Annotated in this window: 19 protein-coding genes; 9 read left to right on the forward strand and 10 right to left on the reverse strand. The window is 71.2% G+C overall.

What is annotated here, in order from left to right:
* Positions 1-650: hypothetical protein (locus TR48_RS44715; RefSeq protein WP_042368202.1), on the forward strand; the 650-nt coding region annotated here is incomplete at its 5' end.
* A gap of 82 nt (positions 651-732) precedes the next feature.
* Positions 733-2,418: a DUF8189 domain-containing protein gene (locus TR48_RS43335; protein ID WP_052442741.1), complete on the forward strand. Its 1,686-nt coding sequence runs from the start codon at positions 733-735 to the stop codon at positions 2,416-2,418.
* A gap of 239 nt (positions 2,419-2,657) precedes the next feature.
* Here the strand turns inward: TR48_RS43335 and TR48_RS17555 are convergent, their stop codons facing one another.
* Both TR48_RS17555 and TR48_RS17560 read right to left on the reverse strand, forming a co-directional pair.
* Complete coding sequence (locus tag TR48_RS17555) at positions 2,658-2,912, reverse strand: hypothetical protein (RefSeq protein WP_152628020.1); 255 nt, start codon at positions 2,910-2,912, stop codon at positions 2,658-2,660.
* Between the two features lie 247 nt (positions 2,913-3,159).
* A complete protein-coding gene (locus tag TR48_RS17560; protein WP_236652196.1) occupies positions 3,160-4,143 on the reverse strand; it encodes an NADP-dependent oxidoreductase in 984 nt (327 codons plus the stop codon).
* A 141-nt stretch (positions 4,144-4,284) separates the two neighbouring features.
* Here TR48_RS17560 and TR48_RS17565 point away from each other — a divergent pair, with 141 nt between their 5' ends.
* Complete coding sequence (locus TR48_RS17565) at positions 4,285-4,656, forward strand: winged helix-turn-helix transcriptional regulator (RefSeq protein ID WP_042368206.1); 372 nt, start codon at positions 4,285-4,287, stop codon at positions 4,654-4,656.
* A gap of 280 nt (positions 4,657-4,936) precedes the next feature.
* On the opposite strand, the gene TR48_RS17570 is transcribed toward TR48_RS17565, so the two are convergent.
* Complete coding sequence (locus tag TR48_RS17570; protein WP_084729516.1) at positions 4,937-7,909, reverse strand: carbohydrate-binding protein; 2,973 nt, start codon at positions 7,907-7,909, stop codon at positions 4,937-4,939.
* 244 nt (positions 7,910-8,153) lie between these two features.
* On the reverse strand, positions 8,154-9,149 hold the full coding sequence (locus TR48_RS17575) for a LacI family DNA-binding transcriptional regulator (RefSeq protein WP_042368208.1): 996 nt from the start codon (positions 9,147-9,149) through the stop codon (positions 8,154-8,156).
* A gap of 253 nt (positions 9,150-9,402) precedes the next feature.
* Here TR48_RS17575 and TR48_RS17580 point away from each other — a divergent pair, with 253 nt between their 5' ends.
* From TR48_RS17580 to TR48_RS17600, 5 genes are all read left to right on the forward strand, one after another.
* A complete protein-coding gene (locus TR48_RS17580) occupies positions 9,403-10,806 on the forward strand; it encodes an ABC transporter substrate-binding protein (protein WP_042368209.1) in 1,404 nt (467 codons plus the stop codon).
* Between the two features lie 31 nt (positions 10,807-10,837).
* A complete protein-coding gene (locus tag TR48_RS17585; protein ID WP_042368211.1) occupies positions 10,838-11,782 on the forward strand; it encodes a carbohydrate ABC transporter permease in 945 nt (314 codons plus the stop codon).
* Positions 11,783-11,787: 5 nt separating this feature from the next.
* Positions 11,788-12,678, forward strand: coding sequence for a carbohydrate ABC transporter permease (locus TR48_RS17590; RefSeq protein WP_042368213.1), 891 nt, complete (start codon positions 11,788-11,790; stop codon positions 12,676-12,678).
* Between the two features lie 32 nt (positions 12,679-12,710).
* Positions 12,711-15,335: a discoidin domain-containing protein gene (locus TR48_RS17595; protein WP_042368216.1), complete on the forward strand. Its 2,625-nt coding sequence runs from the start codon at positions 12,711-12,713 to the stop codon at positions 15,333-15,335.
* Between the two features lie 90 nt (positions 15,336-15,425).
* The gene (locus TR48_RS17600) at positions 15,426-17,090 is read left to right on the forward strand and encodes a glycoside hydrolase family 13 protein (protein ID WP_042368217.1); all 1,665 of its coding nucleotides are present in this window, start codon (positions 15,426-15,428) and stop codon (positions 17,088-17,090) included.
* Between the two features lie 24 nt (positions 17,091-17,114).
* On the opposite strand, the gene TR48_RS17605 is transcribed toward TR48_RS17600, so the two are convergent.
* The 6 genes from TR48_RS17605 to TR48_RS17630 all read right to left on the reverse strand — a co-directional run bounded on the left by TR48_RS17605 (position 17,115) and on the right by TR48_RS17630 (position 24,305).
* Complete coding sequence (locus TR48_RS17605; protein ID WP_042368219.1) at positions 17,115-18,191, reverse strand: LacI family DNA-binding transcriptional regulator; 1,077 nt, start codon at positions 18,189-18,191, stop codon at positions 17,115-17,117.
* Positions 18,192-18,567: 376 nt separating this feature from the next.
* Positions 18,568-19,356: an SAM-dependent methyltransferase gene (locus tag TR48_RS17610; protein ID WP_268873580.1), complete on the reverse strand. Its 789-nt coding sequence runs from the start codon at positions 19,354-19,356 to the stop codon at positions 18,568-18,570.
* Positions 19,357-19,584: 228 nt separating this feature from the next.
* Positions 19,585-20,313, reverse strand: a complete 729-nt coding sequence (locus TR48_RS17615; RefSeq protein WP_042368221.1) for a hypothetical protein — start codon at positions 20,311-20,313, stop codon at positions 19,585-19,587.
* A 136-nt stretch (positions 20,314-20,449) separates the two neighbouring features.
* Positions 20,450-21,742: an RNA polymerase sigma factor gene (locus TR48_RS17620; protein ID WP_236652197.1), complete on the reverse strand. Its 1,293-nt coding sequence runs from the start codon at positions 21,740-21,742 to the stop codon at positions 20,450-20,452.
* A gap of 28 nt (positions 21,743-21,770) precedes the next feature.
* On the reverse strand, positions 21,771-22,139 hold the full coding sequence (locus TR48_RS17625) for a YciI family protein (protein WP_042368223.1): 369 nt from the start codon (positions 22,137-22,139) through the stop codon (positions 21,771-21,773).
* Positions 22,140-22,325: 186 nt separating this feature from the next.
* Positions 22,326-24,305 (reverse strand): SpoIIE family protein phosphatase, encoded by a 1,980-nt coding sequence (locus TR48_RS17630; RefSeq protein WP_161789851.1) that lies wholly within the window; start codon positions 24,303-24,305, stop codon positions 22,326-22,328.
* A 251-nt stretch (positions 24,306-24,556) separates the two neighbouring features.
* On the opposite strand from TR48_RS17630, the gene TR48_RS43340 reads away from it, so the two are divergent.
* Positions 24,557-26,149 carry a peptidoglycan-binding protein gene (locus TR48_RS43340; protein WP_052442743.1) on the forward strand — a complete coding sequence of 531 codons (1,593 nt, stop codon included), beginning with the start codon at positions 24,557-24,559 and terminating at the stop codon, positions 26,147-26,149.
* Positions 26,150-26,154 lie beyond the last annotated feature (5 nt).

The following is a 26,154-nucleotide window of genomic DNA, read 5'->3' on the forward strand; positions in this document are numbered from 1 at the left end:
CGCCCACCGGCGCGGCGAGCAGGGCTGCCGCTCCGAGCCCGCCCGCGGCCGCATCCGCCGCCGCGGCCCACCCGACGACGAGCGCCGCCGCGCGCCCCGCCGCCCCCCTGGCCGCCGCCCAACTGCCCGACGAGGCCAAGGCATTGTGGAAGCCGATCGGCGCGCCGACATCGCGTCCGGCCGCCCACCGCATCGGCCTCGACGAGTGTGCGGACACCACCGGCGCCACCGCGTGGCTCCAGCAGGGCTGGGCCAGCGCCGCGAACACCCCCGCCATCCAGGACACCTTCACCTACGCCAATCCCGCCGACGCCGCTCGGGCCCTCCAGCAGGCCGACAACGGCCTTCAGAACTGCCAGACCCCGCTGCGCGCCCTACAGACCCAGCACGGCCTGCGCCCCGACGCGACCGTCGCCCGCACCGCCGCCGGCACCGACGCCACCGCCTGGCAGTACCAGTGGAACGCCGTCCCCGGCATGTCGGCCCCGGGAGAGCAGATCCATCACGTCTACCTCGTCCAGTACGGCGACGAACTGACGGTCCTGCAGTACACGGACCTCGCCTCCGCCGGCCAGACCGAGTCCGCCACGCCGACCGGCGACCAGACGGTGCTGGCCACCCTGGCCGCCCACCTGCGCACCGCCCGATAGACCGCAGTTCCCGCGCGACCCCGCAGCTCAGCTCCCGCACCACCGCGTACGTTCCCGACCCACCACCGTTGAAGGAGCCGCAATGGCCCGCACCAAGCGCAGCGCCCTCGCTTCCCTCGCCGCTGTGACCGCACTGACCGCCGCCACGACCGTCACCGGTCTGGTCGCCTCGACCAGCGCCTCCGCCACCAGCTCCGTGGGAGGCGCGATCAGCCCGGGCGAGATGATGTCCCGGGCCCAGTTCTGGGTCGCCAACTCGGTCCCCTACAACCAGGGCGCCTACGCCGCCGACCCCGAGGGCACGACCTACCGCGAGGACTGCTCCGGGTTCGTGTCCATGGCCTGGCACCTGGGCACCAGTCTCGTCGTCACCGACGGCGGCCCGTCCTTCACCAACTCCGACGGCAGCCCCAACACCACCTACGACACCGGGATCGGCGCGTTCACCAACCTGCAGCAGGGTGACGCGATGGCCTACCCCCACGACCACATATGGCTGTTCGACAACTGGACCAACAAGGCCACCGGCGACTTCACCTACTACGCGGAGAGCAACCCGAGCGACCCCACGCACGGCCCGACCGCCGCCAACATCAACAACTCCAGCCTGGAGGGCTGGCCGACCAGCGGCTACGTCGGCCTGCGCTACAAGAACGTCGACACCACCCCCGTCACCATCAACAGCGGCAACACCACGGACAGCACCTACTCGGTGTACAACCCCGACTCCAAGACGATGACCCTGTTCGGCGTCGGGTCCGGCGGCCACCTCGGCTTCACCAAGAGCACGAACGGCGGGGCCAGCTGGAGCAACTGGGCCGAGGCCAACGCGTACTGGACGCTGCAGGGCACGCCGGACGCCCTGTACGACCCGGACGCCAAGACGACCCTGCTCTTCGCCCGCGGCTCGGCCAACGGCGCCATGGGCATCAGCACCAGCAACAACAGCGGCGCCAGCTGGTCGAACTGGACCCAGATGAACGCCTACTGGAGCAACTTCAAGGGCGACGCCTCGGCCGTCTACAACCCCGACACCAAGAAGATCACGGTGTTCGCGCGTGGCGGCGACGGACGGATCGGCTACACCCAGAGCAGCAACGCCGGCGCGAGCTGGTCGAACTGGTCAGAGGTCAACGCCTACTGGAACAACTTCGCCAGTGACCCGCACGCGATCTACAACCCCTACACGAAGCAGATCACCGTCTTCGCGCGTGGCGGCGACGGACGGATCGGCTACACGCAGAGCGCGAACGACGGCGCGAGCTGGTCGAACTGGTCGGAGGTCAACGCCTACTGGAACAACTTCCAGGGCGACCCGCACGTGCTCCTCAACCCCGACACCAAGAAGATCACGCTGTTCGCGCGCGGTGGCGACGGACGGATCGGTTACACGCAGAGCGGCAACGACGGCGCGAGCTGGTCGAACTGGTCGGAGGTCAACGCCTACTGGAACGGCTTCAAGGGCGACCCGCGTCCGGTCTACAACGCGAGCACGAAGACGGTCTCGCTGCTCGCCCGCGGCGGCGACGGACGGATCGGTTACACGCAGAGCGGCAACGACGGCGCGAGCTGGTCGAACTGGTCAGAGGCCAACGCCTACTGGAACAACTTCCAGGCCGACCCGACCGCGGTCTACGACCCGGACACCGCCCAGGACACCACCTTCGCTCTCGGTAGCGGCGGTCACCTGGGATACAGCCAGAGCGTCGGCAGCGGCTGGACGAACTGGTCCGAGGTCAACGCCTACTGGACACTGGTCAACCCCTGATCATCCAGCGCGTTCACGCGAGCCGTCCGCGTGAATGAAGCCGAGGCCGCCCCTGTCCTGCGGCTCCCGAACCGGGAGCCGCAGGACACGCGTGTGTGCGGCGTCCAGCACGGTGCTCGGAGCCGCGGACGCAACCGAAGGGCACGTCGCAGTCGGAACCACTTGGCCCCCGCAAAGGAGCTGGGAAAGCAGCCTGGGAATCGCGGTGTCGAGCCCTGCTGGGGCGTGGGCGTCCCCGATCAGATGGTGGGATGGCCCACGAGGACCCGGTCGCCCGTGTGCTCGCAGTGGTAGCCGGCCTCGGCCAGGAGGGCGGCGATGCGCAGGGTGAGTCGGAAGCTTCGGGAGCGGACCGAGGCGCCGCCGTGGGCGAGCGCCGGGGCGGCACTCGCATCGATCGCCGCGTCACCGGCGTTGCCACTCCAGGACACGGTCACGCCGTGTGCCCGGTTCGACACCACGGCCCCGAGTTGGCTGCTGTGATGATCGGCCACGGGCAGGCCAGCATCGCGGAGGGTTTCGGCAACGGAGGTGAGGAGGCTCGGGAAGGGGGGCACGCAAGCAAGTCTACGCAATGAAACTTTGGTGAACCTCGAATGACGTGTGTGGGCGTTTCGCGGTTCGGGCAGCGGTGACGACGACGAATCGCCCGCCCCGCCCCGCCCGGACGGCGTCGGCGGCCGCGACAGCGTCGCGACCGGCGGCCGTGGAGGCTGACGCGGCTGGCGGCGGATGGCGCAGTCACGTGACGGGGGTGGTGCGAAGGACGAGCTTGCCGCGGGTGCGGCCGTTCTCGCCGTGCGCGTGGGCCTGGGCCGCCTGCTCCAGCGGGAAGACCTCCTCCACCTCGATCGCGACCTCGCCCGCGTCGATCAGCTCCGCGATCCGGGTGAGCGCGGGGCCGTCGGGCTCGACCAGGAACGGGGTGACGCGGACGCCCATGGCTGATGCGGTGTCGGCTAGTTCGGGGGAGACGCCAGCGGGGACGGCCACCAGCAGGCCGTCCGGTCGCAGGACGGCCAGGGAGCGCAGGGCGGTCTTGTCGTGGGTGTCGCCGACCAGGTCGACGACGACGTCGACGGCGCGTGCGACGTCCTCGAAGCGGACGGCGGTGTAGTCGATCACCTCGTCGGCGCCGAGCTCCTTGAGCCATGCGTGGCGACCCGCACTGGCCGTGGCGACGACGTGCGCGCCCAGGTGCTTGGCGAACTGGACCGCCAGGTGCCCCACGCCGCCCGCGGCGGCGTGGACCAGCACCCGCTGTCCGGCCCGGACGTCGGCGGTGTCCACCAGCGCCTGCCACGCGGTGAGCGCCGCGAGCGGAACCGCTGCGGCGTGATCGTGATCGATCGTCGCCGGCTTGCGGGCGAACTGGCGGGCGGGCGCGGTGACGTACTCGGCATAGCCGCCCGCCGCACGCGGGAACCAGGGCATGCCGTAGACCTCGTCGCCCACCGAGAGGGTGGTGACGCCGAAGCCGACCGCCTCGACCACGCCGGAGACGTCCCAGCCCAGGACGAACGGGGGCTGTCCGAGCACCCCGGCCATGCCGCTGCCCGCCCTGGTCTTCCAGTCCACCGGGTTCACCCCGGCGGCGTGGACGCGCACCAGCACCTCGGTCGGCAGCGGCTCGGGCCGCGGCACCTCCCGGACCCGGAGCACCTCCGGACCTCCGAACGCGTCCTGGACCACCGCGCGCATCGTCTTCTGCTTCTGTGCGGACATGGCTCATCCCTCGCCGTCGCATGGTGCGGAGGGCCCTTCTCCGGCCTCCGCGCTGACGGGAATGAAGCTACGGGCGAGGGCGTAGTTACCCGCAAGGGGAACTACTTCCCTATGGGAAGCATCCAGGTGAGGAGCACATCCATGGCGACCAGCTGCCCCAGCGGCCAACACGCGCACCACGACGTCTACGCCGCGCAGTGCCCCTGCCGGGCCCTGCTCGACCTGCTGGCCAACAAGTGGTCCGCCTTGGCCATCGGCGCCCTGGAGGACGGCCCGCAGCGCTTCGGCGAACTCCAGCGCAGGCTTCAGGGCGTCAGCCCCAAGGTGCTCACCCAGACCCTGCGCCGACTGGAGGACTTCGGCCTCCTCGACCGCACGGTCTACCCGGCGGTGCCGCTCCACGTCGAGTACGCGCTCACCGCGCTGGGCAAGAGCGCCGCCGTCCCGCTCAACCTGCTGCGCACCTGGGTGGAGGAGAACATCGACAGTACGACGGGCCCGGCCGGGGCCTGACGCCCGGCGCTCAGGGCGACGTGCCGTCGAGGGAGGAGCGGGTGGCGCAGTGATCGGCGCCGTCGGTGAGGCCGTCGCGAACGAGCATCAGCACCTGCGTCAGCTGCGCGCGCCGGCCGGCCTCCCCGGCTGGTCGCCGCGGGGCCCGAGTCGCCGCCGTCGCCGCGGGCACCGGAGTTGCCTGCTCCAGAGGCCCGCCGAGGCAACCGGGGGCCCCTGGCCCGGCAGCGCGCCCCGCCCGGCCCGGCCGCTGAAGGCCGGGCCGGGCGGGGTGGCGGGGTCAGAAGCCGCTGTCGCCGGGGCCGCGGTTGACGGTGTAGCCGCCGGGGTTGTTGAGGCCGCCGGATGCGGCGCCGGTGACGGTGACGTAGTTCGCGGTCATGCTGCCGGTGACATTGGAGATGTCGATGCCGTAGGTGCCGGCGCCGGTGATCGTCAGGTGGTCGAGGGTGAGGTTGCTGATCTGCTTGCCGTAGCTGAGCAGAACCCCTTGATAGGTGGCGCGGGTGACGGTGTTGTTCGTGATGGTCACGGGCTGGGTGATGTCGGTGGTGCTGGCGTAGATCCACAGGGCGCCGAGCGAAGAGCCCCAGTTGGAGTTGTACGACCCTGCCCGGACCAGAGCGTTGCCGCTGACCGTTGTCGGTCCGGTGAAGCCGCCGCCGAAGGCGGTGCTGACGGTGATGCCCGAGCCGAAGGCGACGGTGTCGGAAACGAGGTTGTCGGAGACGGCGTTGTTGCCGCCGCCGTAGACGCCGATGCCGTTGGCCTGGATCGGGCTGCTGACGGTGTCGTTGCTCAGTGAGCAGCCGGTGACGTTTCCGCCCTCGGTGTCGAGGGCCAGTTCGTCGTCGCCGGTGTTGCGGACCTCGGTCTGGTCCACCCGTGTGCCGGTGCTGCCGCCGTGGACGTGGATGCCGTCCGCGAAGACGTCGCGCACCCGGGTGTCCACCACGTGCAGGCCGTTGCCGGGGGCGGCCCAGATGCCGACCTTGGTGTGCTCGATCCACACGTCGTCGATGAGCGATCCGGAGGCGAAGGTCCCCTCGATGCCGGCGGCGCCGGAGTCGTTGTTGCGGAAGGTCTGGTCGCCGGTGATGCTCAGGTCCGCGACCTGGTTGGTGCCGCCGGTGGCGAAGAGGCCGCCGGCGCCGTTGGGGGCCGTGGACTGGATCGTGGTGTACCACTCGCCGGCGCCGCGCAGGGCGACGTTGGCGAAGTTGATCCGGCCCGAGATCAGGTAGGTGCCGGGCGGGAACCACAAGCCGGTTCCGCTGCCGGTCAGCGCGCTGAGTGCGTTGTTGAGGGCACTGGTGTCGTCGGCGCCGCTGTTGGGGGTGACGCCGTAGTTGGTGACGGAGGTGTAGCCGGTGGCCGGCATGGTGAATGCGGGGTCGACCTGCTCCGCGTCCAGGACGTCGACGGTGTAGGAGGCGGCAGAGTCGGCGGCGTCCTTCTGGAGCTTGAGGACGGTGCCCGCGGGCCAGTTGCCGATCAGTGCGCGCGTCTCGTCGTAGAAGTGGTGCGCGACGCCGCTGCTCGGGGAGTGGGTGTCGTAGTAGCCGCCGCCGTAGAGCCAGGAGTACTGGCTGGTCAGGCTGAGGTCCTGCAGCTTGGCGCCGTTGGCGTAGAGCGCGAGGGGGGCGGTCGCGGTCGAGCCGTCGGAGTTGTCGGGGATGGAGTAGCGCAGCACGACGGCGTTGGCGGGCTCGGTCAGCGTGAACTGGACGTACTGTCCGGTGCTGGTGAGCTGCACGGCCTGACGGCCCGTCGCCTCGGCCTGCAGGCTCGGGTAGCTGGTGCTGTAGGGCAGCACGGTGCCGTTGGTCTGGGCGGAGGAGGCGGCGTACTCGGTGTAGGGCACGGTCGCGCCCTGGGTGGCGAGCGCGACGCCGCCGGTGAGGGCGACGCTGTTGATCGCGATGTTGCCGCTGTCGCCCGGGTCGGTGTGGTAGCCGATCAGGTTCAGGCCCGAACGGAGCGTCACGTTCTGGGTGGAGCTGAGCCATCCGCTGCCTGCGGGCAGGCTGATCCGGCCGCTGCGCACGCCGTTGAGGTAGAGCGAGACGGTCTGCGCCGTGCCGGTGGAGTTGGCGTAGGCGAGGGCGAGCGGGTAGCTGCCCGCGCTGGGCACGTCCGTGGTGAAGTCGGCGACGGCGCCGGTCGCGGCGAACCCGGTCAGGTAGCCGCTGCCGGTGTATCCGGCCAGGGAGGTCGCGAGCGCCGGCCCGCCGGTCGCGAACGCGGCGTCAGCCTGGTAGGTCTGCGCGTTCCCGCCACCGCCGCTGCTGTTCGTCGGAGTGGGGCTGGGCGAGGGGCTCCCGGACGCCGTGCCGACCGTGATGTCGTCGAGGTTGACGTTCCCGGTGTCGGTCGAGTCGAACTTGTACCCGATGGTGTCGCTGCCGGAGGTGAGGGTCAGCGTGTCGGTCTGGGTGGTCCAGGTGTTCCAGTCGGCGGTCGCGGCGAGCGAGTCCTGCTGGACCTTGGTGCCGTTGACGTAGACGGAGAGCGTCTTGGCGGAGCCGTTGCCGTTGGCGTAGCGCAGGGTCACCGGCGTCGGGCCGGTCGCTGCGGCGGTGACGGTGAAGACGGTGTCTGCGGTGCCCTTGTCCGTGTCGGTGTAGCCGGCGACGAAGCCCGTGCCGGTGTAGCCGGTGTGGTCGGAGGCGACCACGGCCCCGCCCGACAGGGCGGCGTTCTCCGCCTCGTACTGGCCCGGCGGGGGCGGCGGGACGGCGTCGACGCTGATGTTGTCGAGGTTGACGTTGCCGCTGTCGGTGGAGTCGAACTTGTAGGCGATGGTGTCGCTGCCGGAGGTGAGGCTCACCGGCGTGGCGACCGTGCCCCAGGTGTTCCAGTCGGCGGTACCGGGCAGGGAGATCTGCCCGGTCCTGCCGCCGTTGACGTACACGGACAACGTCATCGTCGACCCGGTGCCGTTGGCGTAGCGCAGGGTGGACGTGTACGCCCCGGAGGTGGCGGCGGTGACGGTGAAGACGGTGTCTGCGGCGCCCTTGTCCGTGTCGGTGTAGCCGGCGACGAAGCCGGTGCCGGTGTAGCCGGTGTGGTCGGAGGCGACCACGGCCCCACCCGACAGGGCGGCGTTCTCCGCCTCGTAGACGGTGGCGGCCGCATGCGCCGCCGGGGCGGCGCTCCAGGCGACGGCGAGGGTCAGCAGCAGGGCGATCACGCTGAGCACGGCGAGGGGCAGCGCGCGGGCGCGCGAAACCCCCGGGGGAGGGACGGACATGTCGCTCCTGACGGGTGGGGGGGAGGAGGTGACCGCACGGCACCGTAGCCCTGGGGCGGGGTGCGCACAATGAATCGCGCGCACGCCGCAATTCAGGGACCGCCACTGCGTCCACCTGGCCGTCGCTGTTTGCGAGCCGGGCCCAGCAGGGCGTTTGGCCGCGTCGGGCGGTCAGGTGTCCGTGTACGACCTGAAAATAGTCAGCAGGGAAAGACGCCGCCTTGCTGAGGGATTTCCGCCCGTTCTAGACCGATGCGGCAAGGTGCGGCCCGGTCGATCCGCGCACCACCAGCTCCGGTTCGTGCAGCAGCCGCCGGGGGGTCGGTGCGTTGCCGTCGATCTGATTGACCAGCAGCTGCACCGCGGCGCGGGCCATGGCGTCGATCGGCTGACGCAGCGTCGTCAGCGGCGGGTCGGTGTAGTTCATGAAAGCGGAGTCGTCGAAGCCGACGGCGGAGAAGTCACGGGGCACGTGCAGGCCGGCCCGGCGGGCCGCGCGGATCGCGCCGAGGGCGAGGATGTCGCTGCCGCACACCACCGCGGTCGCACCCGCGCGGATCAGGTCCGCAGCCGCGGCTTGGCCGCCCTCGAAGGAGAAGAGCGCATGGGCGACCAACTGGGCGGAGCCCAGGCCCCGGGCGGCGGCGAGGGTGCGGAACGTCTGCGCCTTGTGCGCGGACGGCGCGTGCTCGGGTGGGCCGACCAGCAGGCCGATACGGCGGTGGCCCAGCGCGTGCAGGTGCGTGAAGGCCTGTTCGACCGCGGCCGCGTCGTCCGTGGCGACCTGTGGGAAGCCGGGGTGGTCGACGGCGGCGTTCAGCAGCACGACCGGTACGCCGCGCTCCAGCAGTTGGCGGTGCTCCTCCGAACTGAGGCCCCCGCAGAACACGACGCCGGACACCTGCTGGTCCAGCAGCATGGTCACGTACTCCGCCTCGGTCAGACCGCCTGCGGAGCGTGTGCACAGGACCGGGGTGAAGCCGAGCTGCACCAGCGCGCCACCGACCGTTTCCGCCAGGGCGGGGAAGATGGGGTTCTGCAGCTCCGGCAGCACCAGGCCGACCAGTCGGGCGCGCACGCCCCGCAGTTGAGTGGGCCGCTCGTAGCCGAGGACGTCCAGTGCGGTCAGCACGGTCTGCCGGGTGGCGTCCGAGACCCCGGACCTGCCGTTGAGCACCCGGCTGACGGTGGCCTCGCTGACCCCCACCTTGCGTGCCACCTCGGCGAGTCTGCGCGTCATGCGGGCAGCGTGCCACAGCCGATGCCTGATTCTCTACAGCCGATGACGTCCGAACGACACTCACTTACGGCAGTACGTCCAGGTTTTGCGCATATCGGTTTCCCTGTTGCGGGCGCTCTCACGCCGCCCGTAGCTTGTCCTGCACGCCGGGCCGAGACCGCCACCCAGCCCCCTGGGTGCGGCCCTGACCAGCCTCAACGCCCACCATCCATCGGGTGATCCCCGCACCCGTTCTCACCTCCAGGGACCGAAGATGACCGGAACCAGAGCCGCAGGACCGCAGACCGCCACCAGCCTCCGCGCCGCCGCGGCCGTCGCCCTCGCGACCGGCCTCGCGCTCACCGCCACCGCCTGCGCGAGCTCCGGCGGCGCCGGCAGCGCCGACGCGAACGGCAAGGTGACCATCACCGTCGGTTGCATGCCGCCCACCACCCAGGCCGGGCCCCGCGCCAACTGGATCGCCGACGTCGCCGCGTTCGAGAAGCTCAACCCGAACATCACCGTCAAGGGCGACGACACCAACCCCTGCGACGACCCGGCCACCTTCAACGCCAAGCTGGCGAGCGGCAAGATGGACGACGTCTTCTACACCTACTTCACCGACGGAGCCAACGTCGTCGCCTCCGGCCAGGCCGCCGACATCCAGCGGTACGCGAGCCAGATCCACGGCCTGTCGGACATCCAGCCCGCCCTGACGAACATCTACCGTCAGGGCGGCAGCACCTCCGGCGACCTCTACGGCATCCCGAAGGGCAACTACAGCCTCGGTCTGGTCTACAGCAAGACCCTCTTCCAGAAGGCCGGCCTGGACCCGAACAAGCCGCCGACCACCTGGGACGAGGTCGAGGCCGACGCCATCGCCATCACCAAGCTGGGCGGCGGCGACGTCGGCTACGCCGACTACAGTGCCGCGAACACCGGTGGCTGGCACTTCACCGCCGAGCTCTACTCCCGCGGCGGCACCATGGTCACCCCCGACGGCAAGTCCGCGAACTTCGACGACGCCAACGGCCTGGCGGTGCTGCAGTTCCTGCACAAGCTGCGGTTCACTGACAACGTCATGGGCACCAAGCAGGGCCTGCAGTACAACGACCTGCTCCAGATGATGGCTTCGGGCAAGCTCGGCATGTACGTGGGCGACCCGGTCACCCTGACCACCATCCACGACCAGTACAACGTCCCCTACGACACCATGGCCGTCGGCCCGATGCCCGGCGAGCAGGCCACCCTGGTCGGCGGCGACGGCTACATGTTCAACAAGAAGGACACCCCGGCCCAGATCCAGGCCGGCATCAAGTGGGTCAACTACGAGTTCCTCACCTCCGGCCAGGGCCTGAACTTCAACTACCCGCGCCGTGCCCAGCAGAAGGAGCCCGTCGGCCTGCCCGAGCCGGACCTGTGGACCGGCGCGACCGCCTCCGCCGACGCCGCCGCGATGGCCAAGTACGCCAACCTGCCGGTGCAGAACTTCTCCGCCTACGTCGCCGCCCTGCCGACCATGAAGCTGCTGGTCGAGCCCCCGCAGGCACAGGCGCTCTACGCGCAGGGCGACAAGGCCATGAACTCCGTGCTGACCGACCCGAACGCGGACCCGCAGAAGCTCCTGGACACCTTCAAGGCCGCCGCGAACACCATCCTGGCCAACGCCCAGCAGTAACCGTCCGGACGAGACGAGAGCCCCACCCGAGATGGCGACGATCAACCTGACCCGAGCGGTAGCCCGCGACCTGCGGGCCGCCGAACCCGCCCGGCGCGGCGGCCTGCGCCGCCGACTGCGGCGCAACGCCACCGCCTACCTGTTCCTGGCCGGCGCGATCCTCTGTTTCGCGGTGTTCTCCTGGTACCCCATGATCCGCGAGGTGGTCATGAGCTTCCAGTACACCAACTTCGCGGGGGAGACCAAGTGGGTGGGGCTGCGCAACTACCAACGCGTCCTGCACGACCCGGACTTCTGGAGCGCCTGGCGCACCACCGGCCTGTTCACCCTGTTCGCCGTCGTCGTCGGCTACGCCGTGCCGTTCGCCCTCGCGGTCGTGCTGAACGAGATCCGGCACGCCCGGTCCTACTTCCGGCTGCTGGTCTACCTGCCCGTCATGATGCCTCCGGTGGCCGCCGCGTTCCTGTGGAAGTGGTTCTACACCCCGGACGACACCGGCCTGTTCAACGCCGCCCTGCACGCCGTCGGCCTCCCGAGCGTGCAGTGGCTGCAGTCCTCGCACACCCTCGCCGTGCTCTGCCTGGTCCTCTTCTCCACCTGGATCAACATGGGCGGCACCGTGCTGGTCTACCTCGCCTCCCTCCAGGGCATCCCCGGCGAGCTCTACGAGGCCGCCGAACTCGACGGGGCCGGACTGCTGCGCCGGGTCTGGCACGTGACGGTGCCGCAGACCCGGCTGATCCTCTCGATGATGCTGCTGCTCCAGATCGTCGGCACCATGCAGGTCTTCCTGGAGCCCTACGTCATCACCGGCTCCGCCAACGACACCACCAGCGTCGTCTACCTGATCTACCAGTACGCGTTCAACTACAACAACTACGGCAGCGGCGCCGCGCTCGGCGTGCTGCTGCTCCTCGTCCTGATCGCCTTCGCCGGCGGCTACCTGTGGCTGAGCCGCCGCGCCGAGCAGGAGTAGGCCCGATGTCCGCTTCCGTCACCCCGACGCGTACCCTCATCTCCCAGGCCCAGCTGGCCCGCCCGTTCGGCCGGGCCGCCTACTGGACGGTGTTCTGGGTCCTGGTCGCGCTGTTCGCCCTCGCCTTCCTCTTCCCGCTGTACTGGATGGTCAGCGGTGGGCTGAAGACTCCTCAGCAGATCATCCAGACACCGCCCTCGCTGCTGCCGACCTCCCCGTCGGTCACGAACTACGCGACCGCCTGGCGCGACCTGGACCTGGGCCGGCTGATCTTGAACACCACCCTCTACGCCTTCGGCGCGCTGGCCTTCCAGCTGGTCTTCGACGTGGCCGCCGCCTACGCGCTGTCCAAGCTGCGACCGGTCTTCGGCAACGGTGTGCTCTTCGCGATGCTGGCGACGCTGATGATCCCGACGACCGTCATCGTCCTCCCCGCCTACCTGACCGCCAACGACCTGCCGTTCACCCACTGGAGCCTGCTCAACACCCCCTGGGCGATCTGGCTGCCCTCCGTCGCCAACGCTTTCAACATCTTCCTGCTGAAGCGCTTCTTCGACTCCATCCCCACCGAGCTGTTGGCCGCCGCGGCGATCGACGGCGCAGGGCCGCTGCGCACCCTGTGGTCGGTCGTGCTGCCGATGTCCCGGCCGATCCTCGGCGTCGTCTCCATCTTCGCCGTGGTCGGAGTCTGGAAGGACTTCCTGTGGCCACTGCTGGTGCTCACCGACACCTCCGCGCAGACGGTCAACGTCGGGATCAACCAGCTCCACGTCGGCGTCCCCGAGAACGTCTTCGTCGCCGCGCTCGCCATCGCCAGCGTGCCGACCATCGTGTTCTTCCTTTTCTTCCAGCGCAACATCATGGCCGGACTCACCGCCGGCGCGATGAAGGGCTGACACCCCGCCTCCCACTCCCCGGAGCCGCATCCATGACCCCCCGCAGCGCCGCGCGTCCGCGGCGCAGAACCGACCTGCCCGCGCTGGCCGCGCTCCTGCTGGCCGCCCCGCTGATCGCGCTGCCCACCGGCCCCGCCCACGCCGACACGCCGATTCCTCGCCAACCGGCGGGTGCTGACGTCTCGTTCACCGAGGACAACGCCGCCACCAGTCCGCACGCCCGTACCAACGGCGCCGTGCTCGGTCCTGACTACCGCTACGGCAGCCTCGCCAGCGAGGCGACGGGCCGCACCGCCGTCCAACTCGTCGGCCGGGGACGGTATGTGAGCTTCACCCTCACCCGCCCGGCCAACGCTGTCGACTTCCACTACGCCCTGCCGGACTCGCTCCACGGCGGCGGCATCAACGCCCCGCTGGAGCTCTACGTCGACGGCAGGGCCGAGGCCGCCCTCACGTTGACCTCCCAGTTCAGCTGGCTCTACGGCACCTACCCGTTCAGCAACAACCCGTCGGTGGGCAAGCCCGACGGCCAGGTGCCGCACGACTTCTACAACGACGTCCGCTACCGCTTCGGTCGCACGCTGCCCGCCGGGACGGTCGTCAAGCTCCAGGTCGACGCGGGCGACAACGCGCCCTGGTACGTCGTCAACACCGCCGACTTCGAACAGGCGCCAGCCCCGGCCGCCAAGCCCGACGGCTACCTCGACGCCACCGCCTACGGCGTCGACGCCACCGGCGCGACCGACACCACCGCCGCACTCCAGCACGCCGTCGACGCCGCCTCCGCCGCCGGCCGCGGCCTCTACCTGCCGGCCGGCACCTACACCCTCAGCGCCCCGCTGAACGTCGACCAGGTGACCATCGCCGGAGCGGGGGAGTGGTACACCGTCCTGACCGGCCACAACGTCTCCTTCGCGGGAAAACAGAACCCGCCCAGCAGCCACGTGGACATCTCCGACCTGGCGATCTTCGGCAACGTCGACGTCCGCGACGACAGCAACAGCGCCGACACCGGCTTCAACGGCGGCTTCAGCGACTCGAGGATCTCCCACGTGTGGATCCAGAACGAGAAGGTAGGCGCCTGGATCATCGGACCCAGCACGAACCTGACGCTCGACCACCTGCGCATCCAGGACACCACCGCCGACGGGGTCAACCTCAACGCCGCCGACGGCCCCGTCACCCACGCCCTGATCACCCAGAACTTCCTGCGCAACACCCAGGACGACGGCCTCGCCCTGTGGTCGGAGAACTACGGCGACACCGCGGACGCCCTCGTCCGCAACACCGTCGACTCACCCGGCCTGGCCAACAACATCGGCGTCTACGGCGCGGGCGCAGACGACGTCATCGCCGGCAACCTGCTCCAGGACACCGTCACCCGAGGCGGCGGCATCGGCATCGGGCAGCGTTTCGGCTCCGTCCCGATGAGCGGACCGCTGGCCGTCACCGGCAACACCCTGGTGCGCACCGGCCAGTGGGACCCGGGCTGGGACTACGGCGTCGGCGCGATCTGGTTCGACCCGCAGCAGGGTTCCATGACCGCACCCGTCGAGATCCGCGGCAACGACATCGTCGACAGCCCGTACTCCGCGTTCATGTTCCAGAACTCGGCCGCCTACACCGGCGCCGCCGTGACCACCCCGCCGAGCGGCGGCAACGCCGTCACCAACGTGACGATCGACGACAACCGCGTCAGCGGTGTCGGCTCCTACGTCTTCCAGGACCAGGCACCAGGCGCGGTGACCGTCTCCGGCCTGCACGCGGACGGTGTCGGGATCGCGGGCGTCTTCAGTTGCGGCGCGGGCTTCGCGCTGAAGGACGCGGGCGGCGACTCCGGCTGGAAGCACGCCCCGGTCTGCGGAATGCCCGCCCGCTCGGCGCTGTGGGCCTACCCCGGCAGCACCACCTTCGAGGCCGCCACCACCGGGCAGGCCACCCCGGCGCAGAAGGTCGTCGTGGCGAACACCGGCGCGACCTCCGCCACGCTCGGCCAGGTCACAGCGAGCCCCGGGTTCTCCGTCGCGCCGGACCCGGCTCACCCCTGCGGCGCCACGCTCGACGCGGCCGACCCGACCGACCCGGCCACCTGGTGCGTCCTCGACGTCACCTTCACCCCGCAGCACGACGGCCTCACCCGGGGCGCACTCACGCTCCAGGCCACCGGCGGCGGAAAGCCCACCGCCGTCCAGTTGGTCGGCAGTACCGACCCGCTCGGGGGCGACGGCGGCGTCGCCCCGCCCAGCAACCTCGCCCTCGGCGCCACCCTCACCGCCAGCAGCGCTCTGCCGGGCTTCCCCGCCACCAACGCGAACGACGACAACAGCGGCTCCTACTGGGAGAGCCAGGACGGCTCCGCCTTCCCGCAGTCCCTCACCGCCGACCTCGGCACCGCCCAGCAGGAGCGCAGCGTCGTGCTGACCCTGCCGCCCAACTGGGGAGCCCGCACCCAGACGCTCGCCGTCCTCGGCTCCACGGACGGCAGCACCTGGACCACACTCGTACCCGCCGCCGACCACGTCTTCGACCCGGCGAGCGCCGACACCGTCACGCTGACGCTGCCCGTCGGCACGAACGAGCGCTATCTCCAGGTCGTCGTCGCCGGCAACACCGGCTGGCCCGCCGCCCAGCTGTCCGAGTTTGAGATCTTCGACTGACCCTCCCGTGATCCGGTGTCCGGGAGCGCGGACCTGACCCCGCGCTCCCGGGCGCCCACCCATCGACAACTGCGCAAGGAGCACCCATCCATGACGGTCCGTACACGCACATCTGACGAGGCTGCTCACGGGGCCGCGCCCTGGTGGCAGGACGCGGTGATCTACCAGGTCTACGTCCGCTCCTTCGCCGACGCCGACGGCGACGGCATCGGCGACCTCGCCGGCGTGCGAGCCAAGCTGCCCTACCTGGCAGACCTGGGCGTCGACGCACTCTGGTTCAACCCCTGGTACGCCTCCCCGCTCGCGGACGGCGGCTACGACGTGGCCGACTACCGCCGCATCGACCCCGCCTTCGGCACCCTCGAGGACGCCGAACAGCTCATTGCCGAAGCTCACGCGCTCGGCCTGCGGATCATCGTCGACGTCGTGCCCAACCACGTCTCCGACCGTCACGCCTGGTTCGAGGAAGCGCGGGCGTCGCAGCCCGGCTCGGCCGCCCGCGAGCGGTTCTGGTTCCGTCCCGGGCGGGGCGCGGACGGCGAACTGCCCCCGAATGACTGGACGTCGGAGTTCGGCGGCCCCGCCTGGACCCGCCTGCCCGACGGCGAGTGGTACCTCCACTTGTTCGCCGCCGAACAGCCCGACCTCAACTGGAACAACCCCGAGGTCGCCGAAGAACACGAGGCGGTGCTCCGCTTCTGGTTCGACCGCGGCGTCGACGGCGTCCGCATCGACTCGGCCACCATGCCCGCCAAGGACCCCGCACTGCCCGCCTTCGGCCCCCACCACACCAAGGCGACCCCGCCGCAGCCGCACCCCTTCGTCGACCGCGACGAGGTGCACGAGATCTACCGGCACTGGCGCAAGGTCGCCGACTCCTACCCGGAGCCCAAGGCGCTCATCGGTGAGGTCTGGCTGGCCGACCCCGAACGGCTCGCCGCCTACCTGCGCGCCGACGAGATGCACTGTGCCTTCAACTTCGACTACCTCAACTGCCCCTGGGACGCGGAGCGCCTGCGCGGCGTCATCGACGGCACCCTGGCGGCCCACGCGCCCGTCGGCGCGCCGGCGACCTGGGTGCTGTCCAACCACGATGTCACGCGTCACGTGACCCGCTACGGCCGCGCCGACAGCGCCATGGGGCGCAGCCCAGCCCAGCACGGTGCGCCCACCGACCTCGCCCTCGGCACCCGCCGCGCCCGCGCCGCCCTGCTGCTCAACCTCGCCCTGCCCGGCTCCTGCTACCTCTACCAGGGAGAGGAGCTCGGCCTGTGGGAGGTCACCGACCTCCCGGACGCCGCCCGCCAGGACCCGTTCTTCTTCCGCAGTGCCGGTGCCGACCTGGGCAGGGACGGCTGCCGCGTCCCGCTGCCCTGGTCCGGAGTGGCCCCGCCGTTCGGCTTCAGCCCCACCGAGTCCACGGCGGCCCCCTGGCTGCCGCAGCCGCAGGCGTGGGCGTCACTGGCAGCCGAGGTCCAACAGGACGCCGCGGGCTCGATGCTGACTCTCTACCGCACCGCCCTGCGCACCCGCCGGGCCGAACCGGCGTTGCACACGCCGGACTTCGCCTGGACGCAAGCCACCGGGCCCGAGGTTCTCGACTTCCGGCGCGGGGACTCGTTCCGCTGCCTGGTCAACCTCTCGGACGCCGACGTCCCGGTGCCGCAGGCGCACGCGCTCGTGCTGGCCAGCGGCCCTCTGGGCGCGGACGGCGCCCTCGTGCCGCCGGACACGACGGTGTGGCTCCACGGCTGAGCCCGGGCGTGGCCCGGGACGGTGTCAGACCCGGGCCACGAGGGCACGGTCGAGCGGTCGACCGCTTGCCGGCGGCGCCGGGGCGGTGGAGCCGCGGACGACCAGTTCGGGCTCGTGAAGCAGCTCCTTCGGCGTCGGTGCACCACCGTCGATCTGATTGACCAGCAGCTGCACCGCGGCGCGGGCCATGGCGTCGATCGGCTGCCGCAGTGTCGTCAGCGGCGGGTCGGTGTAGTTCATGAAGGCCGAGTCGTCGTAGCCGATGATGGAGACGTCCTGCGGCACGTCCAGCCCCCGACGCCGGGCCGCCCGCACCGCGCCCAGGGCCAGGATGTCGCTCCCGCAGATCAGCGCGGTCGCGCCGGCGGCCAGCAGCTCGCCCGCAGCGGCCTGACCGCCCTCGAAGGAGAAGAGGGCGTGCCCCACCCGCCCCCGGTCGTCCGTTCCGGTCCGTGCGCACAGCCGCGCGAACGCCTGCGCCTTACGCCGTGACGGCATGTGCTCGGCGGGCCCGACCAGTAGGCCGATCCTGCGGTGCCCGAGCGCCCACACATGCCCGAAAGCCTGCTCGACCGCGGCCTGGTCATCGGTCGACACCTGCGGGAAACCGAGCTTGGCACCGTGCAGGGGGTCCGTCACCAGGGCGGGCGGCAGGGCCGCGAAGTCCACCGCGGCGTTGAGCAGCACGACGGGGACTCCACGGCCGAGCAGCTGCCCGTACTCGTCCACCGTCAGGCCACCACAGAACACCACCCCGGAGACCTGCTGGTCCAGCAGCATCGTGACGTACTCCGCCTCGGTCAGTCCGCCCGCGGTCCGGGTGCAGAGCACCGGCGTGAAGCCGAGCTGCACCAGCGCCCCACCCACGCCTTCGGCCAGCGCCGGGAAAATGGGGTTCTGCAGCTCCGGAACGACGAGCCCGACCAGCCGAGCCCGCACACCCCGAAGCTGAGTGGGGCGCTCGTAGCCGAGAACGTCGACCGCGGTCAGCACGGCCTGCCGGGTGACGTCCGAAACCCCCGGCCGGCCGTTGAGCACCCGGCTCACTGTGGCCTCGCTGACCCCCACCTTCTTGGCTACCTCTGCAAGTCTGCGCGTCATACGGCGCATGATTTCGGAGGATCCATGAATTGCATACAGGCAAAGATGACTTTCGGGAGGAAGTCCATATCTTGCACGCCTGTTGCGTCGACCCAATGCAAGCAGGTGACGTGTCGCGGTGAAACCGAACGTCACGGCATCACACGGGCGCCGAAGAGGCTCTGGCGGACGCTCCGCTGGACCGCCGGGCGGGCACCGGATCCTCGCGTCGTCGACACCCGACGCTGAGGGGCCAGCCGGCCCGCACGACGGCTCGTGCGCCCGCTTGCCGAGATCAGCTTGTGCCAAACGCCGAGAGCAGTTGCCTCGTCAGAGGGGTGTGACCGTCGCAGAACCGATGCCGCGCCTGCCTGTGCGGTGGCCGGTGCTCAACGCTTCAGGGTTTGCGGGCGACGCCGACGGCGGCGAGGCGGAGGACGGGGTGGGCGGCGGGGGAGGGGTCGTCGGTGTCGGGGCGCCACTCGGGGACGATGACGACGCCGGGGTCGACGAGCTCGAGGCCGTCGAGGAAGGCGGCGACCTCGTCGAGGGTGCGGAACTGGCCGCGGCCGACGCCCTGGCGCAGGGCGGCTTCGGCTTCGGCGGTGTCGCCGTCGACCTCGGGGCCGGCGGTGATCAGGTGGTGGACGAAGACGTAGCTGCCGGAGGGCAGTTGGTCGATCAGGGTGCGGACGAGGCGGTAGGGGTCCTCGTCGTCGAGGATGTAGTGCAGGATGCCGCACAGGAGCAGGCCCACGGGCTGGTCGAAGTCGATGTGGGCGCGCAGGACCGGGTCGGCGAGGAGCTCGGCGGGGTGGCGCAGGTCGCCGTCGGTGACGACGGTCTGCTTGTTGTCGGCGAGCAGGGCTCTGGCGTGGGCGAGGACGGCGCGGTCGTTGTCGACGTAGACGACGTGGGTGTCCGGTGCGATGCGCTGGGCGACCTGGTGGACGTTCTCTGCGGTGGGCAGGCCGGAGCCGATGTCGATCAGCTGCCGCAGGCCGACCTCGCGGACCAGGTGGTCGACGACGCGGCGCAGCACGGCGCGCTGCGCCTGCACGCCGAGGTGAACCTGCGGAAGCGCGACGGCGATCCGCTCGCCCAGGGCCCGGTCGGAGGCGTAGTTGTCCTTGCCGCCGAGGAGATAGTCGTACACGCGGGCTATGTTCGGCGGCGGGGTGTCCACGGATGCTCCACTGGGTGCCGGGCTTCGGGCGATCGAAGGTGATCGGTGGCGATCATAGAGGTGCCGGAAGCCGATCGGACGACCGGCCCGCGCCCTCACGACGCCACAGGATCTGACGATCAGCCAGGGAGCGGACGGCGGTCGCCACCGTGCCCGGCCGGCGGTGAGGCCCGGCGGCCCTCACCCCCGGCCGGGACGACTCGGAAGCGTCCCGGCAGCGAGCCGGGTTCAGATCTGCTTGAGGTCCGCCGTCAGGGTGGCCATGTCGATGCCGTTGACCGTGCCGGCCTCGTGGTACTCCTGCGCCAGCACCGCCCAGGCCTCGTCGCCGTAGGTCTGCCACCAGTCCCAGGCGACCTGCTGCACCGCGCCCCAGGTGACGACGTACAGCCAGTCCGGGTCGTAGCCGAGCAGCGGGACGGCGTGGCCGCCCACGATCGGTTCCGACTGCCAGTTGCCCTCCAGCGTCCAGGGCCGGCCGCCCTGGAACTGGGTCTGCGCGTTCGCCGGGACCTGGATGCCCGCGTAGACGCCGCCGAAGAGGGAGATGGTCTGCTTGATCGCCGTCTGCGCGTGGACGTTGACGGGTGCGTAGGCGACGATCCGGTTGCCCCACAGGCCCTTCTTCTGCCAGGCGGCCAGCACCTGCGACTCGACGAGACCGGTGTCCTTGCCGCCGGAGAGGTGGAAGTACTCGTCCACCACCTGCTGCTCGGTGGGCACCGGATCGGCCTGGGCGGTCTGCGCGTTCCACGACTGGATCAGGTGCGCCGCCGCGGCCATCGTGCAGTCGCCGTACTGGTCGTTGCCGTCCATCGGCCAGTCGTCGACCTTCGTCGCCCAGTCGACGGCGGCGGGCGGCGCGGGCAGCGGGGCCGTCGCGTAGGCGGTGAACTGCTTGAGGCCGACCGGGAACTGAGGTCCGAGCTTGCCGAACTTTCCTGCGACGCGCGCCATCTGCGCCCTTTCTCGATGGTGATGACCGTACTGCGAACTTTGGGCGGTTTCCACCATTCCAGATCAACTGGGCATGTACGAGACATTTGGTACCACTCGTCCGGGTGAAGTCAGCGGCGGCGTCAGCGCACCGTGGTCATCCCAGCTCGGCCAACCGGCCCTCCAGGAAGGTTCGTTCCGTCTCGTTCGCGGTCAGCTCCAGCGCCGCGCGGTACTCCGACGCGGCCTCCGCGTCGCGCGCCAGGCGGCGCAGCAGATCCGCGCGGGCGGCGTGCAGGGGCTGGTACGCGGACAGCGGCTCACGCAGGGCGTCGATCGCGGCCAGTCCCGCCTCCGGGCCGGAGACCTCGGCGAGCGCGACCGCGCGGTTGAGCGCGACGACCGGCGTCGGCGCCAGGCGGAGCTGGAGGTCGTACAGGGCGAGGACCTGCTCCCATCGCTGTCGCTCGTCCAGCGAGTCGTCGCTGTGCGCCGCGTTGACGGCCGCCTGGATCTGGTACGGGCCGGGCGAGCCCCGCCGCAGGCAGGCACGGACGAGGGCCTGGCCCTCGGTGATCTCCGCCCGGTCCCACAGCGCGCGGTCCTGGTCGGTGAGGAGCACCAGCGTGCCGTCGGCGCGCAGCCGCGCCGCACGGCGTGCGTGCGTCAGCAACAGCAGGGCGAGCAGCCCGACCGCCTCCGGCTCGTCCGGCATCAACTCCACCAGCACGCGGGCCAGGCGCAGCGCCTCGGCGCACAGGTCCTCACGGACCAGCGTTTCGCCCGCCGACGCGGTCCAACCCTCGTTGAAGACCAGGTAGACGGTGTCGAGCACGCCCTTCAGCCGGTCCGGCAGCTCGGCCTCGCGCGGGACCCGGTAGGGGATCCCGGCCTCCTTGATCTTGCGCTTGGCGCGCACCAGGCGCTGGGCCATGGTCGCCTCCGGCACCAGAAAGGCCCGGGCGATCTCGGCGGTCTCCAGGCCGCCGAGCAGACGCAGCGTCAGCGCCACCTGTGCGGCGGGCGCGAGCGCGGGGTGGCAGCAGGTGAACAGCAGCCGCAGCCGGTCGTCGGACACGGGCCCCTCCTCCGCCGCTCGTTCCTCCGGGGTGGCCGTCGTCGCGTCGAGCAGTCGCTGCGCCTGGCGGTGCCGGTCGTGCCGGGACGCCTCGCGGCGCAGCCGGTCGACGGCGCGGTTGCGCGCCGTTGTGGTGATCCACGCGCCGGGCTTGGGCGGCAGGCCGCGCAGCGGCCACTGCTCGAGGGCGACGGTGAAGGCCTCCTGCACCGCTTCCTCGGCGAGGTCGATGTCGCCGAGGAAGCGGATCAGGGCGGCCACGCAGCGGCCGTACTCCTCCCGGAAGACCTGCTCGGTCTCCCGGCGGGCGGCGCGCCGCTCGTCATCTCGGGACGGATCGTCCACACCGTCCACGCGGTCCATGGAGTCCATGCGGTCCATGGTGTCGGAGACGTCGGCCCTACTGCTCCGGCATGTCCTGGAAGGGCCGTACCTCGACCGGGCCCTGGCAGGCCTTGCTGCCCGCCGCGGCGAGCGCGAGCGCGGCGTCGAGGTCGGCTGCCCTGACCACCCAGAAGCCGCCCAGGTGCTCCTTGGTCTCGGCGAAGGGCCCGTCCGTGGTGATCACCTTGCCGTCCGGCTGGGTGCGCACGACGGTGGCGACGTCGGCCGGGAGCAGGCCGCCTGCGAAGACCCAGGCGCCGTCGGCCTGGAGCTTCTGGTTGAAGCGGTCCACATCCGCGTACATGGTCTGCATGGTCTCCTCGGACGGCGGCTCCTGACCCTCGACCATGTGGACGGAGAGCAGGTACATCTTCGTGGCGCTCATGGCGAACTCCTCGTTGGGTTCGGTGGTGCGTGCGTTCGGCGGTTTTCCGGTCCGGCGTCCTGCCGGGCCGATACCACCACTACGAACGGGGACCGCCCGGATCGACACTCCGGCCGAGAGAAGTTCCAAGATTTTCCGGTCAGGAGGGCAGGCCGGTCAGGAGCAGGCCGGTCAGCAGCAGGACGGTCAGGACGGGCGCGGGCGGACCCGGGCGGCCAGGACGGCGATGTCGTCCTCGGCCTCACTGGGCGTGGAGCTGTGGAGCGCGGCGTCGAGCAGGTCGTCCAGATCGCCCGCGGCGGGCAGCGGGAGCGCGGCCAGCCGCTCCAGGGAGACGTCGATGTCCTCGTGGCGGCGCTCGACCAGGCCGTCGGTGTAGAGCAGCAGCACGGCGCCGGGCGTGAGCCCAAGGACCAGTTGCTGGTAGCCGCCGACCCCCGTACCGAGCGGGGGGCCACTGGGGACCGGCACGAGCTCGGTGACGCCGTCCGGGCTGACGAGCGCGGGCGGCAGATGGCCCGCGCTGGCGAAGGTGACCCGGTCGCGGGACGGGTCGACCAGCGCGAGCAGGCAGGTGGCGGGACGGGCGGCGTCGTTCTCGGAGATCATCGCGTCGAGCTGCCGCAGGATGCGGTGCGGCGGGAGGTCCATGGCCGCGACGTAGCGCAGCATCGAGCGGTAGGTGCTCATGTCGACCGCCGCCTCGACGCCGTGGCCCATGACGTCGCCGATCACCAGCAGCGTCCGGCCGAAGGGCAGACGCACGCTCTCGTACCAGTCGCCGCCCACGACCGAGCTGCTGCCCGAGGGCAGGTAGCGGCAGGCGATCTCCATGTTCGGGTGCGGGTTGGCGGGCTCGGCCAGCAGCGCGCGCTGGAGCTCCAGGGCGATGCCCTGGGAGCGCATGTAGCGGCGGGCGTTGTCGATGCTGAGGGCGGCCCGGCCGGCCAGGTCCTCGATCAGCGCGATGTCCTCGTCCGAGTACCCCTCGCCCGAGGTCTGCGGGGCTCTGGCCAGGGTCAGTGCCCCCACGAGGTGTCCCCGGGCGGCGAGCGGGACGGCCAGCACGGACGCGATCCCCGCCGCCCGGTAGACCTCCATCGTGGCCGGGTCGGAGATGGCTGCCGCGCCCTCGGCTCCCTCGTCGATCGCGGCGAGGTCCAGCAGCAGCGGTTTGCCGGCGACGAGACTGCGGGCCACCAGGGAGCCCTCGCGGTGCCGCACCGACTCGCCGGGGTGGGCCAGCGTGGCGAGCTGCTGGTGCAGCTCGGGCCTGGCGGCCACCGCCGCACGGAGCAGCCGCAGGGTTCCCAGCGGCATGCCGAGCCGATGCTCGGGCACGCCGGGCGGCAGGATGTCGACCGTGGTCAGGTCCGCGAGGCCCGGCACGGTGAAACGCGCCAGCTCGGCGCAGGTGGTGTCGGTGTCGAGGGTGGTGCCGATGAGCTCGCCCGCGGCGGTCAGCGTCGCGAGCCGCCGCTGCGCCAGCGCCTCGCCGTCGCTCGGCTGCCCCGCCGTCTGGGGCGCGTCCTGCGCCCCTGCCACGACCTCGACGGCCGCGACGTCCTCGACCGCCTCGACGGCCCCCGGCACCCCGTCCTGGCCGGGCTGCTGCGCCGCCGCGGCGTCCAGCAGCGCCACCACGAGCACCATCGCCCCACCTGGCCCGGCTCCCGCCTCGGGCGGGGGCTCGGCGCGGGCCGAAGATCCGGTGCCCGGGGCGGAAGCGGGCGGGCCCGCCTCCGGCGTGATGCGCTGGAGGCGCATGCGGATCGCATCGTGGGCGGGGCCGGTCACCAGCTCGCGGGTCTCGCCGTCGGCCAGGACCAGAGCGGCGGCGTGGGCCGTCGCGGCCGTGTCGTCCGGTGCGAGGCCGGCGGAGACGGGCGCTGCGGGGCTCGCCGAGGTGGGCGCCGAGGCGCCGAGGGGTCTGCCGGAGGTCGCCTCGGCCGGGAGGTCGGTGAGGCGCAGGAAGGCGTCGTTGGCATACTGCCAGCGCAGTTCGGCGTCGAGCAGCGCGACGCCGACCGGCAGCGCGTCCAGCACGCGGGACGACAGCGTTCCCTCCCCGGTCATGGCTACGGCCGCCGCGTCGATGGCTGCCGCGGCGGCGTCCCGCTTCGGGGCCTCCGCGCCCACGTTCTCCCCTCGTCCCCCGATCGGCAAGAACTCAATCCATGATCACCCCGGGCCGATCGCGGCGCATCCGCTTTCCCTGGTCCGAGCGTCCATCTTGCCCGAGCACACGTACGAAGCGCGCCCCGAGCCGGAGAACCTATGAACCCGGGAGCGGAATCGCAGCGGAACCGCACGGGAATCGCAGCGGGGACACAGGGGCGAACGGTGTGTGGACGACGGGACAGAATCAGGTAAGTGAGCTTTACGAGATTGACGCCCGGTTGTCATGATGACGTCCCGTGAGCATCAGCCATAAGCGCCGCAAGCGGCGCGCCCTCCTTCTCGCTTCGGTCGCCCCGCTCGTCGTCGGGGCCGGCGTCTACGCGACCGCGACCGCCGGCGCCTCGGTCACCGGCGCCGCCGGGACGAACTCCTCCGCCACGGCGGCTACCCCGAATACCCCGAGCAAGACGAACTGGATCTCCTGGACCGGCGGCAAGCTGGTCTACGGACACGACGCGCAGGGCAACCGCGTGCCCGACTACTCGTCCGCGGGCTACGAGGGCGGCGGCGTCCCGCTGCCCGTGGCCGCGGTCAGGCAGCGCGTCGGCGCGCCCAGCGGCGGGGACGACACCACGCGCATCCAGGCGGCGATCGACGCCGTCTCCAAGCTCCCGGTCGGCGTGGACGGCCTGCGCGGCGCGGTGCTGCTCGCGCCGGGCAGCTACCGGATCGACAGCGCCCTGCACATCGACGCCTCGGGCGTGGTCCTGCGCGGCTCCGGCGAGGGCGCGGGCGGCACCCGCCTGGTCGCGCACGGCGCGACCGCCCGCATCCTGATCACCGTTGGCGGGTCCTCCCGTTACGCGGTCGTCGGCGCCCCGGCCAAGGTCACCGACTCCTACGTGCCCGTCGGTGCGACCTCGCTCGACGTCGCGAGCACCGCGGGCCTACAGGCGGGCGCCGAGGTCGTCGTCCAGCGGCCGACCACCCAGGCGTGGATCGACGCGCTCGGCATGCGGCAGATCTGGTCGCCGAACTGGAGCCTCTACTCCGAGCGCCGGATCACGGGGATCAGCGGTCACCGGCTCACCCTGGACGCGCCGCTGACGACCGCGCTGGAGGCGAAGTACACGCAGGCCACCGTCTACCGCTACACCTTTCCGCGGATCGACCACGTCGGCATCGAGGACCTGAGCGCCGACGGCCGCGCCATGGCCGCCGACCCGAACTACGCCAAGGACTTCTACGGCGCGAGCCTGTCCTCTTTCGGCGCGGTCCAGGACTCCTGGGTGCAGGACGTGACCGGTGAGCACTTCGGCCAGGACGGAGTCACCGGCCTGGGCTCGCAGAGCCGCCGAATCAGCGTGCTGCACACGGCCACGCTCGACATGCTGGTCAACAACGCCACCTCGGCCCGTTCCGACGGGTACACCCTCGAAGGCCAGCAGAACCTGATCCAGGACTGCCTGGTGACGGCGTCCAAGATCCACGCCTTCACCACCGAGGCGCACCAGTCCGGGCCCGACGTCTACTCGCGCTGCACCGCCAGGCTGACGCAGACGTCGTACGACGCGGGCGGCCACCAGCGCTGGGGCAGCGGCACGCTCTACGACCAGGTCACCGTCGCCGGGACGCTGCTGCTGGTGAACAACGGCAGCCGCGGCACCGGCCACGGCTGGTCGGACGCCAACAGCACCGCGTGGAACTGCATCACCACCGGCGGCTACGAGGTCCAGGCGCCGCCGACCGCGAACAACTGGGCCTTCGGCTGCACAGGCCCGCTGCTCTCCGGCTCGAACGGCCAGGTGGTCAGCGGCGGCAAGGCCGTGCTGCCGGACAGCCTCTACGACGAGCAGCTGCGCGAGCGGGGTCTGCGCCCGATCGGCTGAGGCCC

The sequence above is a fragment of the Streptacidiphilus neutrinimicus genome, assembly GCF_000787815.1.
Lineage (GTDB): Bacteria > Actinomycetota > Actinomycetes > Streptomycetales > Streptomycetaceae > Streptacidiphilus > Streptacidiphilus neutrinimicus.

Coding starts and splice junctions, on each gene's coding strand:
- TR48_RS43335 (WP_052442741.1), top strand. CDS start 733: ATGGCCCGCACCAAGCGCAGCGCCCTCGCTTCCCTCGCCGCTGTGACC.
- TR48_RS17560 (WP_236652196.1), bottom strand. CDS start 4,143: ATGTCCGCACAGAAGCAGAAGACGATGCGCGCGGTGGTCCAGGACGCG.
- TR48_RS17565 (WP_042368206.1), top strand. CDS start 4,285: ATGGCGACCAGCTGCCCCAGCGGCCAACACGCGCACCACGACGTCTAC.
- TR48_RS17570 (WP_084729516.1), bottom strand. CDS start 7,909: ATGTCCGTCCCTCCCCCGGGGGTTTCGCGCGCCCGCGCGCTGCCCCTC.
- TR48_RS17575 (WP_042368208.1), bottom strand. CDS start 9,149: ATGACGCGCAGACTCGCCGAGGTGGCACGCAAGGTGGGGGTCAGCGAG.
- TR48_RS17580 (WP_042368209.1), top strand. CDS start 9,403: ATGACCGGAACCAGAGCCGCAGGACCGCAGACCGCCACCAGCCTCCGC.
- TR48_RS17585 (WP_042368211.1), top strand. CDS start 10,838: ATGGCGACGATCAACCTGACCCGAGCGGTAGCCCGCGACCTGCGGGCC.
- TR48_RS17590 (WP_042368213.1), top strand. CDS start 11,788: ATGTCCGCTTCCGTCACCCCGACGCGTACCCTCATCTCCCAGGCCCAG.
- TR48_RS17595 (WP_042368216.1), top strand. CDS start 12,711: ATGACCCCCCGCAGCGCCGCGCGTCCGCGGCGCAGAACCGACCTGCCC.
- TR48_RS17600 (WP_042368217.1), top strand. CDS start 15,426: ATGACGGTCCGTACACGCACATCTGACGAGGCTGCTCACGGGGCCGCG.
- TR48_RS17605 (WP_042368219.1), bottom strand. CDS start 18,191: ATGACGCGCAGACTTGCAGAGGTAGCCAAGAAGGTGGGGGTCAGCGAG.
- TR48_RS17615 (WP_042368221.1), bottom strand. CDS start 20,313: ATGGCGCGCGTCGCAGGAAAGTTCGGCAAGCTCGGACCTCAGTTCCCG.
- TR48_RS17620 (WP_236652197.1), bottom strand. CDS start 21,742: ATGGACTCCATGGACCGCGTGGACGGTGTGGACGATCCGTCCCGAGAT.
- TR48_RS17625 (WP_042368223.1), bottom strand. CDS start 22,139: ATGAGCGCCACGAAGATGTACCTGCTCTCCGTCCACATGGTCGAGGGT.